This is a genomic window from Paenibacillus methanolicus (assembly GCF_008124765.1).
GTDB classification, from domain to species: Bacteria; Bacillota; Bacilli; order Paenibacillales; family Paenibacillaceae; genus Paenibacillus_Z; species Paenibacillus_Z methanolicus.
Genome location: NZ_VNHS01000010.1, coordinates 268,320 through 285,494, shown reverse-complemented (window position 1 = coordinate 285,494; position 17,175 = coordinate 268,320). Strand labels below are relative to the sequence as shown.

General features: G+C 57.8%; 14 protein-coding genes and 1 riboswitch. Of the genes, 8 read left to right on the top strand and 6 right to left on the bottom strand.

The window, feature by feature from the left end; all coding sequences use genetic code 11:
* Window positions 1-154: 154 nt before the first annotated feature.
* Both rsgA and BCM02_RS25500 read right to left on the bottom strand, forming a co-directional pair.
* Window positions 155-1,273, bottom strand: a complete 1,119-nt coding sequence (gene rsgA / locus BCM02_RS25505) for a ribosome small subunit-dependent GTPase A (protein ID WP_246183546.1) — start codon at window positions 1,271-1,273, stop codon at window positions 155-157.
* 543 nt (window positions 1,274-1,816) lie between these two features.
* A complete protein-coding gene (locus tag BCM02_RS25500; RefSeq protein WP_148931950.1) occupies window positions 1,817-1,963 on the bottom strand; it encodes a YqzM family protein in 147 nt (48 codons plus the stop codon).
* Window positions 1,964-2,185: 222 nt separating this feature from the next.
* On the opposite strand from BCM02_RS25500, the gene uvrC reads away from it, so the two are divergent.
* Window positions 2,186-4,189 carry an excinuclease ABC subunit UvrC gene (gene uvrC / locus BCM02_RS25495; protein WP_148931949.1) on the top strand — a complete coding sequence of 668 codons (2,004 nt, stop codon included), beginning with the start codon at window positions 2,186-2,188 and terminating at the stop codon, window positions 4,187-4,189.
* Here uvrC and BCM02_RS25490 read toward each other — a convergent pair.
* A complete protein-coding gene (locus BCM02_RS25490) occupies window positions 4,161-5,801 on the bottom strand; it encodes a CPBP family intramembrane glutamic endopeptidase (protein WP_148931948.1) in 1,641 nt (546 codons plus the stop codon). The genes uvrC and BCM02_RS25490 overlap by 29 nt on opposite strands.
* Before the next feature lie 338 nt (window positions 5,802-6,139).
* Window positions 6,140-6,338: riboswitch (cyclic di-AMP (ydaO/yuaA leader) on the top strand.
* Between the two features lie 89 nt (window positions 6,339-6,427).
* Here BCM02_RS25490 and BCM02_RS25485 point away from each other — a divergent pair.
* The 3 genes from BCM02_RS25485 to BCM02_RS25475 are packed head-to-tail and all read left to right on the top strand — an operon-like array spanning window position 6,428 to window position 9,738.
* Window positions 6,428-7,780 (top strand): TrkH family potassium uptake protein, encoded by a 1,353-nt coding sequence (locus BCM02_RS25485; RefSeq protein WP_148931947.1) that lies wholly within the window; start codon window positions 6,428-6,430, stop codon window positions 7,778-7,780.
* A gap of 13 nt (window positions 7,781-7,793) precedes the next feature.
* Window positions 7,794-8,456, top strand: coding sequence for a potassium channel family protein (locus BCM02_RS25480; protein WP_148931946.1), 663 nt, complete (start codon window positions 7,794-7,796; stop codon window positions 8,454-8,456).
* 37 nt (window positions 8,457-8,493) lie between these two features.
* On the top strand, window positions 8,494-9,738 hold the full coding sequence (locus BCM02_RS25475) for a cation:proton antiporter (RefSeq protein ID WP_148931945.1): 1,245 nt from the start codon (window positions 8,494-8,496) through the stop codon (window positions 9,736-9,738).
* 194 nt (window positions 9,739-9,932) lie between these two features.
* On the opposite strand, the gene BCM02_RS25470 is transcribed toward BCM02_RS25475, so the two are convergent.
* Window positions 9,933-10,826 (bottom strand): LysR family transcriptional regulator, encoded by an 894-nt coding sequence (locus BCM02_RS25470; RefSeq protein WP_148931944.1) that lies wholly within the window; start codon window positions 10,824-10,826, stop codon window positions 9,933-9,935.
* 370 nt (window positions 10,827-11,196) lie between these two features.
* Here BCM02_RS25470 and BCM02_RS25465 point away from each other — a divergent pair, with 370 nt between their 5' ends.
* The 3 genes from BCM02_RS25465 (at window position 11,197) to sdhB (ending at window position 14,545) form a co-directional block, all read left to right on the top strand.
* A complete protein-coding gene (locus BCM02_RS25465; RefSeq protein ID WP_148931943.1) occupies window positions 11,197-11,871 on the top strand; it encodes a succinate dehydrogenase cytochrome b558 subunit in 675 nt (224 codons plus the stop codon).
* 25 nt (window positions 11,872-11,896) lie between these two features.
* On the top strand, window positions 11,897-13,645 hold the full coding sequence (gene sdhA, locus BCM02_RS25460; RefSeq protein WP_148931942.1) for a succinate dehydrogenase flavoprotein subunit: 1,749 nt from the start codon (window positions 11,897-11,899) through the stop codon (window positions 13,643-13,645).
* 135 nt (window positions 13,646-13,780) lie between these two features.
* A complete protein-coding gene (sdhB, locus tag BCM02_RS25455; RefSeq protein WP_148931941.1) occupies window positions 13,781-14,545 on the top strand; it encodes a succinate dehydrogenase iron-sulfur subunit in 765 nt (254 codons plus the stop codon).
* A 253-nt stretch (window positions 14,546-14,798) separates the two neighbouring features.
* On the opposite strand, the gene BCM02_RS25450 is transcribed toward sdhB, so the two are convergent.
* The gene (locus BCM02_RS25450; RefSeq protein ID WP_148931940.1) at window positions 14,799-15,107 is read right to left on the bottom strand and encodes a winged helix-turn-helix transcriptional regulator; all 309 of its coding nucleotides are present in this window, start codon (window positions 15,105-15,107) and stop codon (window positions 14,799-14,801) included.
* A gap of 313 nt (window positions 15,108-15,420) precedes the next feature.
* Between BCM02_RS25450 and BCM02_RS25445 the strand changes: the two genes are divergently transcribed.
* The gene (locus BCM02_RS25445) at window positions 15,421-16,245 is read left to right on the top strand and encodes a DUF695 domain-containing protein (RefSeq protein WP_246183562.1); all 825 of its coding nucleotides are present in this window, start codon (window positions 15,421-15,423) and stop codon (window positions 16,243-16,245) included.
* A 20-nt stretch (window positions 16,246-16,265) separates the two neighbouring features.
* Here the strand turns inward: BCM02_RS25445 and BCM02_RS25440 are convergent, their stop codons facing one another.
* Window positions 16,266-17,171 (bottom strand): EamA family transporter, encoded by a 906-nt coding sequence (locus BCM02_RS25440; RefSeq protein WP_148931938.1) that lies wholly within the window; start codon window positions 17,169-17,171, stop codon window positions 16,266-16,268.
* Between the last annotated feature and the right edge of the window lie 4 nt (window positions 17,172-17,175).

The following is a 17,175-nucleotide window of genomic DNA, read 5'->3' as shown; positions in this document are numbered from 1 at the left end:
TTTTGGCGTGCGTTCGAAAGTTCTCCCGCGGCCAGGGCGACATCTGGACCGAAGGGCGGCTGCAAACCGCAAACAGACGCCTCGTTCCTTCGCCAAAACGGCCCGCGAGAGCACGGCCAGCGTATCCGGCCATGCTCCTTATGGGCGTAGAGGATCATTCCTCCCATGCAACCGGTCCTCGCGATCTCGGCGCGGCTGCGCGCTTGGACGCGGTCTTCTGCTGGCGCTTGCTCGCGCTGTTCTCTTTGCGGGCCAGATGCGCCAGCTCCCGGCTCGTCTTGCGGTAGCTAGCCAGCCGCTTGGCGTCTAGCGCGCCTTCGTCCGCGGCTTGGCGGACGGCGCATCCGGATTCGCCTTCGTGCCGGCAATCGCGGAACCGGCAATCCGCCGCGAGCGCCTCGATGTCGGCGAAGGCCTCCTGCAGCCCGTCCTCGGCTTCCCACAGCGCCAGCTCGCGCATGCCCGGCGTATCCATCATGACGGCGCCGCCCGGGATCGGGAACAGCTCGCGATGGGTCGTCGTATGACGTCCTCGGGCGTCGCTCTCGCGAATGCCCTGCACGCGCATCCGATCGCCGCCGGCCAAGCTGTTCAGCAGCGTCGATTTGCCGACGCCGGAAGATCCCGTGACGGCAATGGTGCCGCCCGGCGTCAAATAGCCGACCAGTTGTTCGATGCCTTGCCCTTGCAGGGCGCTGACGGCATGGACGGGTACGCCGGGCGCGGAGGCTTCGACGGCGGCGATCCGCGCTTCGACCTCGTCGCACAGGTCCGCTTTGGTCAGCAGCACGACGGGCGATGCGCCGCTGTCCCAGGCCGCGATCAGATAGCGTTCGATCTTGCGGAGGTTGAAGTCGTCGTTGAGCGCGCAGACGACGAACAGCGTGTCGATGTTGGCGCCAATGATCTGCTCGTGCACGCTGGGACCCGCCGCTTTGCGCATCATCGCGGAGCGTCTAGGCAGGACGGCATGAATGATCGCGCGCGCCTCGCCCGCAAGTGGCTGAACGAGCACCCAGTCGCCGACGGCCGGGAAGTCTCCGCGCGAAGCGGCGTCGTACTGGAACTTGCCGCTGACCTCGGCCGAGCGTTCGCCGTCTTCGGCGATGATCCGGTATTGGTGCGAATATTGGGCGATGACGCGAGCGGGGACGAGCCCGGCTTCGCGCGGGAACGACTCGATTTGATGCTGCCAGTGAGCGCTCCAGCCATAGGTTTTCAGCGTCTGCCGCGCATTCGTTGGATCGTTCGGTTGATTCGTATTAGGGTTCACGTGGATGGCTCCTTTAATTGGGTGGTTTGGGTTTGGAAAAAGACAAAAAGCCGCAGGAAAAATCTCCTGCGGCTTGTAGGCGCACCATGCTAGGGTACGCCGTCTGCTGATGCTGCGGTAACGCTTCTGCTCGCCACTTGGCAGGGCGCGTGATCGGACCATGGGATGGCCGTACGCCCGGCAGATGCCCGGAACAACAACAAAAAAGCCGCAAGATACCGGGTCGGCGGTCTCCTGCGGCTTCATGGACTGACGCGCGTTAAGCCGTCATGCCGCCAATGAATGTAGGCATGACAAATAAACGTTAGCCAATCGAGTTGTTCCGTAGAGACTGCTGCCCGGAGCGTCCAACCGACAGAAACATGGCAATCGATGGTTTTCTCATATGACATCAGCCTCCTTCGTTTAATAGTTGCATTGTATGCCAGCTTCGGGCGGTTTGTCAACGTCTGGAAAGACCAAACGTCATCGGCGCGCTCGAAGCCGCATTAAAAAAGGCCCGCCGAGCGCGCAAGCGCCGGGAGCCTTGTCCTAATCGGGCGATTAGGAGATGACAAACTTGATGATGACCATGACCGCAAAGACGAGCGTCATGAAACCCAAGAAGCCGCCGAATCCGAACATGAGGTCGAACAGGTCGTTGCGCGGTTCTTCATTGTAGTGCTCGCGCGGATCTCTTACGTTCTCCATTGCTAACTTCCTCCTCGCGCAAAGATTGCTTTCCCTAGTATACCCAACAATCAAATTAAAAGTAAAGCCGAACCTGCCAATTATTCTCGGCCGAAATGCGAAACTTTACCGGCCCGGAAGGCCTTCCCGCAGGAGCAAACAACCGTTCGGTATGGTACAATAATGGACGATGGTTGTGAGGGAGAGAAGTCATAAGTCATACGTTCCGGGAGGGGGAGACCGATGGAGCATCACGAGGGAACCGTTAGCCAGAAGCAGTCGAGCAGGAAGCAGGCGGAGGAACACATTCGCAGCAAGCTGGCGCTGCTGCCCGATCAGCCGGGCTGTTACCTGATGAAGAACGCGGACGGCACCATTATTTACGTGGGCAAGGCGAAAGTGCTGAAGAACCGCGTCCGCTCTTATTTCAACGGCAGCCATAACGGCAAGACGCAGCGCCTCGTCTCGGAAATCCGCGATTTCGAATATATCGTCACCTCGAGCAACATGGAAGCGCTCATTCTGGAGTGCAATCTGATCAAGCAGTACCATCCGCGGTACAACGTGCTGCTCAAGGACGACAAGACGTTCCCGTATATCAAGATCACGAGCGAGAAGCACCCGAAGCTGGAGGTTACGCGGCGAGTGATCAAGGACAAAGGCAAATATTTCGGTCCGTATCCGAACGCATACGCCGCCCAGCAGACGATGAAGCTGCTCGAACGCCTCTATCCGCTGCGCAAATGCGGCACGCTGCCCGACAAGGTGTGCTTGTATTATCATCTGGGCCAGTGCGTCGCGCCGTGCGAATTCGACGTCGAGCCGGGGACGTACGAGGCGATGACGCAGGAGATCGCGAAATTCCTTAACGGCGGGCACGACGAGGTGCGACGCATGCTGCAAGGGAAGATGGAGTCGTCCGCCGAATCGCTCGAATTCGAGCGGGCCAAGGAATTCCGCGACCAGATCATGGCGATCGACGCGATCATGGAGAAACAGAAAATCACGCTCAACGACGCGATGGACCGCGACGTGTTCGGCTTCGCGGTGGACAAAGGCTGGATGTGCGTGCAAATCATGTACATGCGCGGCGGCAAGCTCATCGAGCGGCGCGTCTCGATGTTCCCGTATTACGGCGAAGCGTACGATGATTTCATGACGTTCGTCACCCAATATTACAGCGAGAATCCGGCGCTCCCGAGGGAAATTCTGCTGCCGTCCGCGCCGGAGACGCCCGAATCCGCAATCGCGGACGGCCAACAAGCGGACGGGACGGCGGAGGCCGAAGCCGAAGCGGCGGTTACGGCGGAAGCGGGCGATGCCGCGCCGTATTCGGACGTTCCTTCTCCTTCCGCGGAGGCGGACGAAGAAGACGAGGCGCCTGCCGGCAGCCCGGCGGACGAGATCCGCGGGGCATTGCAGAAGTGGCTCAAGGTGAAGGTGTTCATGCCGCAGCGGGGCAAGAAGCGCGATGTCGTCCAGATGGCGAGCAACAACGCGAAGGTCGGCCTGGACGAGAAATTCCGTCTCATCGAACGCGACGAGGAGCGCACGAGCAAGGCGGCCGAAGGGCTCGCCGACGCGCTCGGCCTGCCGCATGTCCGCCGAATAGAGGCATTCGATAACTCCAACATCCAAGGGACGAATCCGGTCTCGGCGATGGTCGTCTTCATCGACGGGAAGCCGGACAAGAACGAATACCGCAAGTACAAGGTGAAGACGGTTCAAGGGCCGGACGATTACGAAACGATGCGCGAGGTCATCCGCCGGCGTTACGAACGGGTGCTGAAGGAAGGACTTGCGTTGCCGGACCTGATCGTCGTCGACGGCGGCCGCGGCCAGATATCCGCGGCGCTGGAGATTTTGGAGCACGAACTCGGCTTGTCGGTTCCGGTCTGCGGCATCGTCAAGGACGACAAGCATAAGACGGCGCAGCTGATGACCGGCGAACCGCCGCAGATCGTGCCGATGGCGCGCGACAGCCAGGAATTTTATCTGCTGCAGCGCATTCAGGACGAGGTGCACCGGTTCGCGATTTCGTTCCATCGCGAGCAGCGGGCCAAGTCGATGATCGCCTCCAGGCTGGACGCGATCCCGGGCATCGGGGAGAAGCGGCGCAAGGCGCTGCTGAAGCATTTCGGCTCGATCAAGAAAATCAAAGAGGCCGGAATCGAAGATTTCCGGCCGCTGTCGATCGGCGAGAAGCTCGCCGCCCAAATCATTGAAGCGTTGAGGGAGGAACCGTGAGGGGCGGTTTCCTCCCTTTTCGCGCGCCCATTCTCCGCAATACGGCAGCGACGCCGATAGGGAGCACGATGTAGAAGATGCCAAGCGCGATGTTAACCGGCTGGCCAAGGAACATAAGCGAGATCGCCATCATGACGGAGTCGAAGATCGCGTGCGCGAAGATGACCGCGGCCAAGCCGAAACGCAGGAAGAAATAACTGAATAGAAGACCGAGAAGCGTAAGCTCGATAAGTCTTGTCGTCGAAGGGTAGATCGCGTACGTCACGTGGCCAAGCGCCCAGATGACCGTCGGGATCAGCGCCGCGACGAACGTGCTGCGCAGCCACTTCTTCAGCAGGCCGATCGCGAAGAAGCGAAACACGGCTTCCTCGGAGATGGCCGCGCACCACGCCAACAGCGGGAACAGCCACGGCGCGCCGAAGTTGTAGGGCGACTGCATGACATCGGTCGTGGACCACGCATCCGTCGCGTTTTCGAGAATGAGCAGAATGACCGTCTGCACCGCAAGCAGAATAAACGCGAGCAGGTAGCCGAGCTTCATGCTGTTCCACATATGCTCGCCGTAGCCTTGCTCCCTGCTTCTGGGCCACAGCTGCCATCCCATGGAACGCCACAGGCCGTCTCCGCCCACGAGCGAGAAGTAGACCGACGCGGCCATGACGACGGTGATGAAGCTTTGGATCACCATGCCAACCAGCGCGACGGTGCGGGCGTTCTCCATCTCGCCGAAGCTTGCCGCCAGTCCGTCGGTCATGTTGAAGTTATTGATCAAATAAAACCCGAGGAAGATCGCGGCCAGCAGCCACCCTCGAACGAACGACGTATGCTTGCGATAGAGCGCGGCATAGATAACGGCCAGTATGAACAAGACGAGCGACATGAGCGTGCTGCCGAACAGCGATAACGAAGAAGCGAGCGAATCCTGTTTATCCACGTACGTTTCATAATCGGCCGGCACCTGGAAAGCGGGGGAGTACCTGGTTACCAGAATGCCGCCATTACCGTTCGATTCGGTGCCGATCAGGAGCGACAGCTTCGCCTCGCCGATCGCTTCGCCGGCGACGTCCAGCCGAACATCGCCCTCCCGGGTCAGCTGCTTCTGCGCTTTGAGCGAATCGCGCTTGAAGCCTTGCTCGATGGCGAATTCGACCGCCGCCGCAATGCGCTGCTCCGGTTCCGGAAGCCCCGCGTCGGCCGCGTGCGGCTTGTGCCAGCCCACCACTTTACCGCTCTCCATATGGATGTAGACGTACAAGTCGCCGCCATCCCCGCCCGACAAGGTCGACGTCACTTGATACGTATCCGTCGGAAAATCGCGGTCGTACCGGTCCCCGTAATCATCCATTAGCTTTTCTTTGGCCAAATAGCCGTAGAGCAGCTTATCGGATTGATGGTACGCGTGCGCGGAGTTCGGCGTTTGGCCGAACTGTTCCGTCAGGAAGGCTGCGGCTCGCCGTTCGGCCTCCGATTTGGCGATGACCTGCTCGGATCCGGTACCGAAGAAGGCGCCCGCGGTGGCCGGCACGATTTGGACCAGCACATAGATGATCGCGCTTACGGCCGCAAGCCAGCTGTATCGCTTCCAATTCAGTGTGACTTCGATTCGATTCAATGCGAGCAACCCGCCTTTCGGACATGAAATCTTTTCTTGAAATACAGGGACGTATAAGTTTCACTCCATCCTGTATTTCTCCATCGCTGAATGCTGCATTCCCAATCCCGGATTGTGAACGCAAACCAATCAGCTTCACTACTTGTACCCTATCATAAGTAAGCGCTAAATTGTCAGTTAATACATTAAAAAAGAAATGCGCGCGAGATAATCGGCCGATAATGCAACAGCGGGAACGATTTCTCGTCCGCCCATACGTATTTTGCCGCAATACGGTTCAATATCTGCGCGTACGGCGCTTGGTGTTTTTGTCAGGCGGATTTATAATGAGGAGCAATTGAAGATTATAGCCGAATTTCGTATGAAAACGGGGGAACCATAAAGCTGTCCGGCAATGCGCGCTTCGCGGCTTGCATAAGGATGGCATGGGGTGAATTTCGCGTCTTGGACCGCAAAGTCCGGGGTGTAGCGCGAATAGGGCCGCCTTTCCAGGCCCGAATCCGTCAGCTAACCTCGTAGGCGAATGTGGAATGGGACCGACGGCGCAAGCATTGGGGATCCAGTGCTTTTTTTTGTGCCCAAAAACGGGTAAACGCTCTTATATCACGTAAAGGCAAGGTACCGGAATGGCCGAGTATTTCAAAATCTCCAAGTGGTCGCCGCCGCGAATTCTCGTGACCGGGTTTGCGCTCATTATTTTGCTGGGCGGCTTTCTGCTTACGCTGCCTTTCGCTTCGCGGGACGGGACGTACACGCCGTTCATCGACGCGGTGTTCACGGCCACTTCGGCGACCTGCGTAACCGGGCTCGTTACGGTGGACACCGGCAGCCACTGGTCCGTCGCCGGGCAGATCATCATCGTGGCGCTCATTCAGGTGGGGGGCCTCGGATTCATGACGATGGCGACGCTGTTCGCGATCGTGCTTCGCAAGCGGATATCGCTTAAGGAGCGGCTCATATTGCAGGAGGCGATGAACCAGAGCAGCATGGAAGGCATCGTGCGTCTCATCCGTAAAGTGATCTTCTACTCGCTGGCGATCGAGCTGGTTGGGGCGACGTTGTTCGCGCTCCGCTGGTCGTTCGATATGCCGGTCGGTCAAGCGATATACTTCGGCATCTGGCATGGGATCTCGATGTTCAACAATGCGGGCTTCGACCTGTTCGGGCAGTTCGGCACGCAATATGTCAGTCTTACGGGCTACGTGAACGACCCGATCGTCAACTTGACGGCGATGATGCTCATTATCTTGGGCGGTATCGGATTTATCGTTATGTCGGATGTTATCGAGTATAAGCAGCGTAAGCGTCTGTCCCTTCATAGTAAAGTCGTGCTGTCCATGACCGGCGCATTGCTGGCTGTCGGCGCGATCGTGATCTTTATCTTCGAGTTCACCAATCTGAAGACGCTTGGCGCGCTAAGCTGGGACGGCAAGATTTGGGCGGCGATGTTCCAATCCGTCGCGCCGCGCACGGCCGGGCCGAACACCGTCGATCTCGTGGCGCTCCGGCAAGCGACGCAGTTCTTCATCGTGCTGCTCATGTTCATCGGTGCATCGCCGGGCTCGACCGGCGGCGGGATCAAGACGACGACGTTCACGACGCTCATCGCCGCCGTCATCGCCATGATCCGGGGCAAAGAAGACATCGTTCTCTTCAATATGAGGCTGGCCCGCGAGCGCGTGCTCAAGGCGCTGACGATTACGGTGCTGTCGCTGGCGCTCGTCCTCGCGGTCACGATGGTGCTGTCCACGACGGAGGATCAGGCATTCCTGAAGATTTTATTCGAGACGACCTCCGCCTTCGGCACCGTCGGGCTGTCGCTCGGCGTAACGCCCGAGTTGACGTTGATCGGCAAGATCCTTATCAGCTTGACGATGTTCGCCGGCCGGCTAGGCCCGCTAACGCTCGCATACGCGGTCGGTCCGCGCGCGGAGAAAGAGCTGTACAGGTACCCGGAAGGGAAAATTACGATAGGTTAGGGGAAACCATGAAATGAAAAAAAGTCAGTTTGTCATCATTGGTCTGGGACGTTTCGGCTCGAGCTTGGCGAAGGAGCTGGTCGAGTTGGGCTACGAGGTGCTAGGCGTCGATAAAGACGAGGAAGCGGTGCAGGATTTGAGTCAAGTTCTCACGCATGCCGTCGTGGCGGAAGCGACCGATGAAGACGTGCTCCGCTCGATCGGCGTCCGCAATTTCGACTGCGGCGTCGTGGCGATCGGCGACGATATTCAAGCGAGCATCCTGACGACGATCCTGCTCAAGGATCTGGGCGTCAAAAAGGTGGTCGCCAAGGCGATGACCGAGCTGCACGGCCGCGTGCTGGAGAAAATCGGCGTCGACCGCGTCGTCTATCCGGAACGGGACATGGGCATCCGCGTCGCGCATCAGCTCGTGTCGCCGAATTTGCTCGACTACATCGAGCTGTCCAAGGACTATACGATCGCCGAATTGACGGTCCCCAAATGCCTGAACGGCAAGTCGCTGCAGGAGCTGAATCCGCGCGGACGCTTCGGTTGCAGCATCGTGGCGATCAACAAGCCGCAGGGCGTTATTATCGCCCCCGTCGCGACCGAGGTGCTCGCCGAGAAGGACGTCATGGTTATCATCGGCACGAACGAGGGCATCGAGCAGTTCGAGGATACCATTATCCGCTAGGGCGGCGACTGATGAGCGGATAAGGACGGGAGCGCACATGGAAAATAGTACGACGGATACGATTCACCATCTGTTGATTTTGCTGCTCATTATACTAGGGGCGGGCATGACGGCAGGTATTATTGCGGGCAAGCTTCGGCTGCCGGACGTGGCGCTGTTCATTGGCGCGGGCATGCTGCTAGGACAAGGCGTGCACTGGATCAACGAGTCCAGCGCATCGCTCACGAACCAGCTGATCTTGTCGGTAGGTTCGGCTATCATCCTATTCGACGGCGGCCGGAACATCCGGCTGCACGGTTTGAAGAAAGTCGGCTTGACGGTCGGTCTGCTCAGCGTGCCGGGCGTGCTGATCACGGTGGCGATCGTCGGGGCAGCCATCCGTTATTTGTTCGATATCGATTGGATGTACGCGCTGCTCGCGGCGGCGATTATCGCTTCGACGGATCCGGCCTCCATTATCCCGGTATTCCGGCAAGTGCGCATTCGCGAGCGCGTGCGCGAGACGGTCGAGAGCGAGTCGGCGTTCAACGACGCGACGGGTTCCATCATCACCTTTGCGCTGCTCGGCGCGATTACGGCAGGCAGCGAGCTTGCGGCCGGCACGTTGATGTGGGATTTCGTCCGTACGGCCGTAGGCGGCATTGTCGTCGGTCTCGTCGTGTCGTTCGTGATCGTTTACTTTGTTGCGCATCTTCGCTATGGCGTGCTTCGGGATTTCTCGACCATCGCCATGATCGGGACGGCGCTTGCAGCCTATCTGATCGGCGATCTCCTTCATGTCAGCGGGTTCATGGCGACGTTCGTGGCCGGATTGATCTGGGGCAACTCCGAACGGTTCGGGCTTTCGATGAAGGAGAAGGAAGCGGAGATGGCCCATTTTACGGACAATATTACGGTGCTGCTGCGCATGCTGATCTTCATCCTGCTCGGCAGCCAGGTGGATTTCTCGCTGCTGGCCGAATATTGGTGGCAAAGTCTCCTCGCCGTCATCGTGCTGATGCTGATCGCGCGACCGGCGTCGGTGTTCGCCTCCGCCTTGCCGGATCGCGTCTCCAAGTGGTCGCTGCGCGAGATGCTCTTCATGGTCTGGGTGAGAGAGACGGGCGTTATCCCCGCCGCGTTATCGGGCATGATCGCCGGCATGGGCGTCAAGCATGCGGATATTATCGCGTCCGTCACGTTCATGGCCATCATGCTGACGATTCTGCTGCAGGCGAGCACGACCGGCTGGATGGCCAAGAAGCTCGGGATGGATTTAGACGCCGAAATTGGCAAACAATAAAGGACAGGGCCGTTAAGGCCGCTGTCCTTTTGTTCTCCATCGCGGAATGCTGCATCCCCATCCTTGGATTGCGAACGCAAACCAATCCGCTAATCCGGAACGAAACGCGCCTCGCCGCAAAGACGGCGCTGGCCGTTTCGCCTTGTTTAAGCGCAGGAGGTTGTTGGCGAGAATGAATAGACGGGCCTCGTTCGTCAGGAGCCTTTGTACAGTTTGGAAATTTCGTCGATCCATTGGCGCAGCAACGGCGTCATGCTTTCTGTACCTGCGTGGATGAGCGCGGTAGTCCGTTTGGTTTCCTCGAGCTCCGCGATCGAAGCGACGACGAGGTCATTGTCGGCGAGCAGCTGCGGACGCAGGTACGATTTGGGCAGCAGCGTGCAGGCGCGGCACGTATGGAGCAGGCGGAGAATCGCCTCGAACGAATCGATCTCCATGCGCACGTCCGGCAGCAGATGGTACTTGTCGAATAGCTCGTCCGTCAGGATGCGATACCATGTGCCTTTGGAGAACAAGATCATCGGCATGCCGTTCAGATCCTGGATTTCGGGCTTGCCCTTCTCCATCATGAAATGGTTGCGGGGCAGCACGAGCTCCAAGTGGTCGTCGAACAGCGGCACGCAGGTCAACGATGCGTCGTCGATGCGGGAGGCGACGATGCCGATATCGGCCCGGCGTTCGCGGACGAGCGTGACGATCTCGTGCGTCTTGCCCGTGATCGCCTTAATATCGAGCTCCGGGTTGCGCAGCGTGAGCGCCCAAATCATATCCGGCAGCGTCGTCTGCAACGTGGTCAAGCTTGCGCCGATCGTCATGGTGCTCCGCCCGATGTCTTTGTAGTCGGCGACCATCTGCATGAAGCGCAAATGCTGCTGCCGCGTCTCGACCGCGTATTCGTACGTCAGCTGGCCGATGCGCGTCAGCTCAAGCCGTTTGCCGACGCGCCGGAATAGCTCGACGCCCAACTGCTCTTCGAGCTTGGCGATTTTGCGAGATAGCGCGGGCTGCGACAGATTGAGCAGCGCCGACGCCTTGTTCATGCTCGACTGATCGACGACCGCGGCAAACATGTTCAGTTCTTCCAGCAAGGCAACTCGTCCTTTCGCGGCGCGGGTAATAATGATGTGGAGGGGCTGCCGCTCCTATCGGAGTCGGCAATCCAATCGTCTAGCCGAATGCTGGTGCTCCTACCGGAGCCGGCAATCCAATCGTCTAGCCGAATGCTGGTGCTTCTAAACCTAACACCAAACCAATCGGCTTATGCAAATTAGTTATAACTTTTAATGAAAAATACGCAATACCATTATAAGTGTAAAAAGAGTATGATGTGAAGTGTGAATAAACTGTGTCAAGTCTTAATTGACGCTGTTTAGGGGCGGGGTTACAATAATTATTGGTGTTTTTGGCGAAATGTAGCGAAAAAGAAGCTTAAAGTCGTGAAAGGAGAACGCAAAAGTTATGAATGATCGAAACTCTTATTTCCCGCGCAAGCTTCACTCCCTTCTCGGAGTGATCCCGCTCGGCTTGTTCATTGTTGAACACATGCTGACGAACTTCTCGGCATACGAGGGCGGGCCCGAAGGATTCAAGGACAGCGTTGCTTTCTTGAACGGTTTGCCGCTCGTGTTTTTCCTTGAGCTGTTCGGCATCTGGCTGCCGCTGTTATTCCACGGCGTGTACGGCCTGTACGTCGCTTATCAATCCAACCTGAATACGGGCCGCTTCCAATACGGCCGCAACTGGGCGTTTACGATGCAGCGGATTACCGGCGTCGTTACGTTTATTTTCGTGGTTTGGCATTTGTACCAAACCCGTTATCAGGTCATGGTCGGCAACGTTACCCATGAGGAGCTTGGCGGCGTGATGCATGATGTCGCGAACTCGCCGTTCTACCTGGTTCTCTACATTATTGGCGTAATCGCGGCGACGTTCCACTTCAGCAACGGCATGTGGGCGTTCCTCGTCAGCTGGGGCATTACGATCGGCCCTCGCGCGCAGCGCATCTCCTCTTACATCTGGATGGGCGTGTTCGTGATCTGCAGCGTCATGTTCCTGATGTCGCTGTTCGCTTTCCGCGGCGATGAGTTTAAAGAAGCGGCTTCCGCAGCGCTGGCATGGGCGAATCTCGTTTAGGCTTTAGGACAAGGAGCGAATTGAAATGGCTAAAAGAAAAGTAATCGTCATCGGCGGCGGCCTTGCCGGTCTGATGGCTACGATAAAAGCGGCGGAAGCGGGCGTTCACGTCGATTTGTTCTCGCTTGTGCCGGTTAAACGTTCTCACTCCGTATGCGCCCAGGGCGGCATCAACGGCGCGGTTAACACGAAGGGCGAAGGCGACTCCCCGTGGGAGCACTTCGACGATACGGTATACGGCGGCGACTTCCTCGCGAACCAACCGCCGGTCAAGGCGATGTGCGAAGCAGCGCCGGGCATTATCCACTTGATGGACCGAATGGGCGTTATGTTCAACCGGACGCCGGAAGGCTTGCTGGACTTCCGCCGTTTCGGCGGCACGCAGTATCACCGGACGGCGTTCGCGGGCGCGACGACGGGCCAACAGCTGTTGTACGCCCTGGACGAGCAGGTTCGCCGTTGGGAGACAGCGGGTCTCGTCACCAAGTACGAGCACTGGGAGTTCCTCGGCGCGGTGCTGGACGACGACGGCGTTTGCCGCGGCGTATCCGCGCAGGATCTGCGCACGATGGAAATCCAAACGGTATCGGCCGACGCGGTTATTCTCGCATCCGGCGGTCCCGGCATCATTTTCGGCAAAACGACGAACTCCGTCATCAACACGGGCACGGCGGCGAGCGCGGTGTACCAACAAGGCGTTCACTACGCGAACGGCGAGTTCATTCAGATTCACCCGACGGCCATCCCGGGCGACGACAAGAACCGTCTCATGAGCGAATCCGCGCGCGGCGAAGGCGGACGGATCTGGACGTACAAAGACGGCAAGCCTTGGTATTTCCTTGAAGAGAAATACCCGGCTTACGGCAACTTGGTTCCGCGCGATATCGCGACCCGCGAGATTTTCTCGGTCTGCGTGGACGAGAAGCTCGGCATCAACGGCGAGAACATGGTTTACCTCGATCTGTCGCATAAAGATCCGAAGGAGCTTGACGTCAAGCTCGGCGGCATTATCGAAATTTACGAGAAATTCACGGGCGACGACCCGCGGAAGATCCCGATGAAGATTTTCCCTGCGGTTCACTATTCGATGGGTGGCATGTGGGTCGATTATAACCAAATGACCAACATTCCGGGCTTGTTCGCCTGCGGCGAATGCGAATACCAATACCACGGCGCGAACCGTCTGGGCGCGAACTCGCTCCTCTCCGCGATCTACGGCGGCATGATCACCGGCCCGAAAGCGGTTGAATATATCAAAGGCTTGAAGAAATCGGCCGACGACATCTCCTCCACGGTATTCGACCGCGAGAAGAAGCGCCAAGTCGAGAAGCATAACAGCATCATCAAAATGAACGGCACCGAGAACGCGTACGTGATTCAAAAAGAGCTCGGCGAGTGGATGACGAACAACATGACCGTCGTTCGGTTCAACAAAAAGCTCGAAGAGACGCTCGGCAAAATCAAAGAGCTAAAACAGCGTTACACCAACATTAACATCAACGACGTGTCCAACTGGAACAACTCCGGCGTGGCGTTCACGCGTCAGCTGTGGAACATGCTCGAGCTGGCCGACGCCATGACGCTGAGCGCCCTGCTGCGCAACGAGAGCCGCGGCGCGCACTACAAGCCGGAGTTCCCGGACCGCAACGACGACGAGTTCCTGAAGACGACCAAGGCGACTTGGACGCCGGAAGGACCGGAAATCTCGTACGAAGACGTCGACGTCTCGCTGATCAAGCCGCGTAAACGCGACTACTCGAAGGATAAATCTTAAAAAGCTGATTGGTTTGCGTTCACAATCCAAGGATTGGGAATGCAGCATTCAGCGAGGAAAGCTGATTGGTTTGCGTTCACAATCCAAGGATTAGGAATGTAGCATTCAGCGAGGAGAAGGAAGGAGACGATGATCATGGCTGAAACGACTACGGCTCAGAAATCAGTCAAGTTTATTATTGAACGTCAGGATGCGCCGGATAAGCCATCCTATACGGAAGAGTTCGAAATTCCATACCGTCCGAATATGAACGTAATCGGCGCGTTGATGGAGATTCAGCGGAATCCGAAGAAAAGCGACGGTTCGTCGACGGCTCCGGTATGCTGGGAATCGAACTGCCTGGAGGAAGTGTGCGGCGCATGTTCGATGGTCATCAACGGCAAGCCTCGCCAAGCATGCAGCGCGCTGATCGATCAGCTGCAGCAGCCGATTCGCCTGCAGCCGATGCGGACGTTCCCGGTCGTGCGCGACCTGGTCATCAACCGCGAGCGCATGTTCAACGCGCTGAAGAAGGTCAAGGCATGGATTCCGATCGACGGCACGTACGATCTCGGTCCGGGCCCGCGCATGGCGGAGACGAAGCGCCAATGGGCTTACGAGCTGTCCAAGTGCATGACGTGCGGCGTCTGCTTGGAATCGTGCCCGAACGTCAACGACCGCAACAGCTTCATCGGTCCGGCGGCTATCTCGCAGGTGCGTCTGTTCAATGCGCATCCGACGGGCGAGATGAACCAAGAAGAGCGTCTCGACGCGCTGATGACCGACGGCGGCATCGAGGGCTGCGGCAACTCGCAGAACTGCGTGCGTTCCTGCCCGAAAGGCATTCCGCTCACGACGTCGATCGCGGCGATCAACAAAGACACGACCAAGCATATGTTCAAAAAGTGGCTCGGCATTTAAGCTGCCGCGAGCTTGCGAAAGCGACTTCCATTCGGAGGTCGCTTTTTTCGATTGGATGCTCATGCATACGCACTGATTTTAATCGAACTGGCAACAAAATGGGAGAGATTCGCGTTAGGTAGTGGAGGGGTTGCAGGAGCAAGCGGGATGAAGGATAAGAAAACCAAACAAGGTAAAGAGACGGACCTGCCTTATAGCGGTGACCTGCGAACGACGGCGAAAATGAAAAAACTGCCGTTCGCATGACGGCAGTTTAGCACCAGTTTTCGCCCCAGTCCTGGATCGATTGAATAACCGGCTCCAGCCCGCGGCCTTTCTCGGTTAATTCATATTCAATGCGCACAGGCATCTCGGGATACACATTACGCTTGACTAGCTGACAAGCCTCCAGTTCTTTCATCCGGTCGGTCAGCATTTTGTCGCTCATCTCTGGAATTTGCTCTTTAATTTCTTTGAAGCGCTTAGGGCCTCCAAGCAAGACGCGGATAATCATGCCCGTCCATTTCTTGCCAAGCAGCTCGGCAGCGCTTTCGTATTTTGGGCACATTTTCGAATAGTCCATTCGTATCACCTCTTTGTAGGTACCTTCATTGTAGCACATTGCCATTTTAAAAGGGAGAGGGTAAGCTTAATATCTGCAATAACCCGAGAAATTATATATACTAATTATAGGTAAGCGAAGAGATAATCAGACAAGCTATTTGGGGTAAAAAGATTATACGTTCACCGCGTCGATTCGTCTTCTGGAAGATATTCGCACGGCGCGAATGTCGATTTTTCTTGCGAAAGCATTAGTATAACGGCTGCCGTAAACGTTATAATGATAGATATACTAGCTATCGGTCTTAAATCTATGAGGACATGGGGTGGACATCATGACGGACGAATGGGGATTTTATGAGCGGCTGACGGAATCGGAGCAAATGCGCATTCTCGTAAACATCGGCTATAAGTCCGAAATGCCGCTTGCCGAACATAGCGACCTGTTGTCCGTGACCTTGAATTTATACACGGTAAGACAGACGACGCAAACGAAGAAAGCGCTGATCGTCCAACTTGAGCTGTTCGAATCGAAGCTCGAGAAGTGGGCTTCCGGAACGTTCGGCGCCAAGTATGTCGGCCGGATCAACACGTCGACGCGATTGGAGTTTTATTACTATATGCCAAAAGGCGCCTTCTCCGCGACTGCTTTCCAGGAATGGATGCAGCAGGAATGGACGTTTCGGGCGCAGCACTACGTGAAGGATGACGCGGTATGGGAGTTTTACGGTTTCCTGCTGCCGAATCGGCTAGAGGAGCTGTTCGTGCATAACGCGCATATGATCTACGCGCTGCTTCATAAGGGCGATAATATCGGGCAGCCTCGCAACGTGTACCACTGGCTGCTGTTCGCGCAAGCGGAGGATCGGACGGCCGTCGAGCCGACGCTCCGCCAGCTGGGCTACCGGATCGAGAAGGAGCGTCCGGGCGAGCCGGACGAGGGCTATCCGTTCCCGCTCGTTATCAGCCGGTTCGACGACGTCAAGCTCGATACGGTGAACGAGCGGGTGCGTGAGCTGTACGGCGTCATCTCCGGCTATGACAGCCGGTACGACGGTTGGGGCTCGACGATGCGCATTTCGTCGACGGGGCGCTTCCGTCAGAACGTGAAACGGCTGCTGAATACGACGCTCCGGAGATTCCATCTGGGACGCAGATAGACGCCCGCAGGGCGCCATGGTTACAGCCTGATGCAAATCAAGCCCGCGAACAAGCAGGCGAAGGCGAGCCATTGGCGCCCTGTTAGCCGTTCCCGGTAAAGCACGATCGAGCCGATCGCCACGATAAGGCTGTTGGAGGCGAAGATCGGCCCGGCGATGTTGGCTTGTCCGGTTTGCAACGACAAGGTGTACAGCTGAAGTCCGCCATACGAGAACAGGCCGGCGGCCAGCCCGAGACGGTAGCCGATCCGGGGCGCCCGGAAGGCGCGCGCCAGTACTTGGCCGGCATCCGGGCGAATCGGTCCTGCGCCGTGGATTGCCCGTCTCTCCCGCAGCGCGGGTACGCCGAACCATGCGATCGACAGCGCATAGGCGACGAATAGAACCGAGGCGCCCGACAACGATAACTCTTCCGTCACCTTCAGCCCGCCGTTGCGAACGGCGAAGAGGAGCATGCTGACCCCCACGTAGCCGAACCATCGACGGCTCCGGATGCTTGCGTGATCCTGTATGCGAACCGAGATCAAGAGAACGGCGAGCAGCAGCAGAAGTACGCCGAGCAGCTCGGTACCCGTGAAAGGTTCATGATAAACGAATGTGCCGAGCAGCACGACGAGCACGATGTTCATATTCGTTAAAGGCGAGGCGAGGCTGGCGGGGCCGCATTCAAGCGCCTTCATGAACAGAGCATTGCCAAGCGCGGAGCCGGCTCCGATCAGCACGCCCGCGCACCAGACGCGCCAATCCGTGAGCGAGTCGGCAAGCTTGCCCACGGCGATGGCATGGATGCCGAATCCGAGCGTGCCGGACACGTAAAGGCCCAGCAGCAAGTAAGCGGATGAACCGCCCCGCATCTGGGACACCTTCATCCACCACCCGGCTAGGCCGAACAGCAGCGCGCTGAGCGCCGCTTCGGTAAACCACATGATG

Coding starts and splice junctions, on each gene's coding strand:
- sdhB (WP_148931941.1), top strand. CDS start 13,781: ATGGCTGAAACGACTACGGCTCAGAAATCAGTCAAGTTTATTATTGAA.
- BCM02_RS25465 (WP_148931943.1), top strand. CDS start 11,197: ATGAATGATCGAAACTCTTATTTCCCGCGCAAGCTTCACTCCCTTCTC.
- BCM02_RS25440 (WP_148931938.1), bottom strand. CDS start 17,171: ATGTGGTTTACCGAAGCGGCGCTCAGCGCGCTGCTGTTCGGCCTAGCC.
- BCM02_RS25480 (WP_148931946.1), top strand. CDS start 7,794: ATGAAAAAAAGTCAGTTTGTCATCATTGGTCTGGGACGTTTCGGCTCG.
- BCM02_RS25475 (WP_148931945.1), top strand. CDS start 8,494: ATGGAAAATAGTACGACGGATACGATTCACCATCTGTTGATTTTGCTG.
- BCM02_RS25445 (WP_246183562.1), top strand. CDS start 15,421: ATGACGGACGAATGGGGATTTTATGAGCGGCTGACGGAATCGGAGCAA.
- sdhA (WP_148931942.1), top strand. CDS start 11,897: ATGGCTAAAAGAAAAGTAATCGTCATCGGCGGCGGCCTTGCCGGTCTG.
- BCM02_RS25500 (WP_148931950.1), bottom strand. CDS start 1,963: ATGGAGAACGTAAGAGATCCGCGCGAGCACTACAATGAAGAACCGCGC.
- uvrC (WP_148931949.1), top strand. CDS start 2,186: ATGGAGCATCACGAGGGAACCGTTAGCCAGAAGCAGTCGAGCAGGAAG.
- BCM02_RS25485 (WP_148931947.1), top strand. CDS start 6,428: ATGGCCGAGTATTTCAAAATCTCCAAGTGGTCGCCGCCGCGAATTCTC.
- BCM02_RS25450 (WP_148931940.1), bottom strand. CDS start 15,107: ATGGACTATTCGAAAATGTGCCCAAAATACGAAAGCGCTGCCGAGCTG.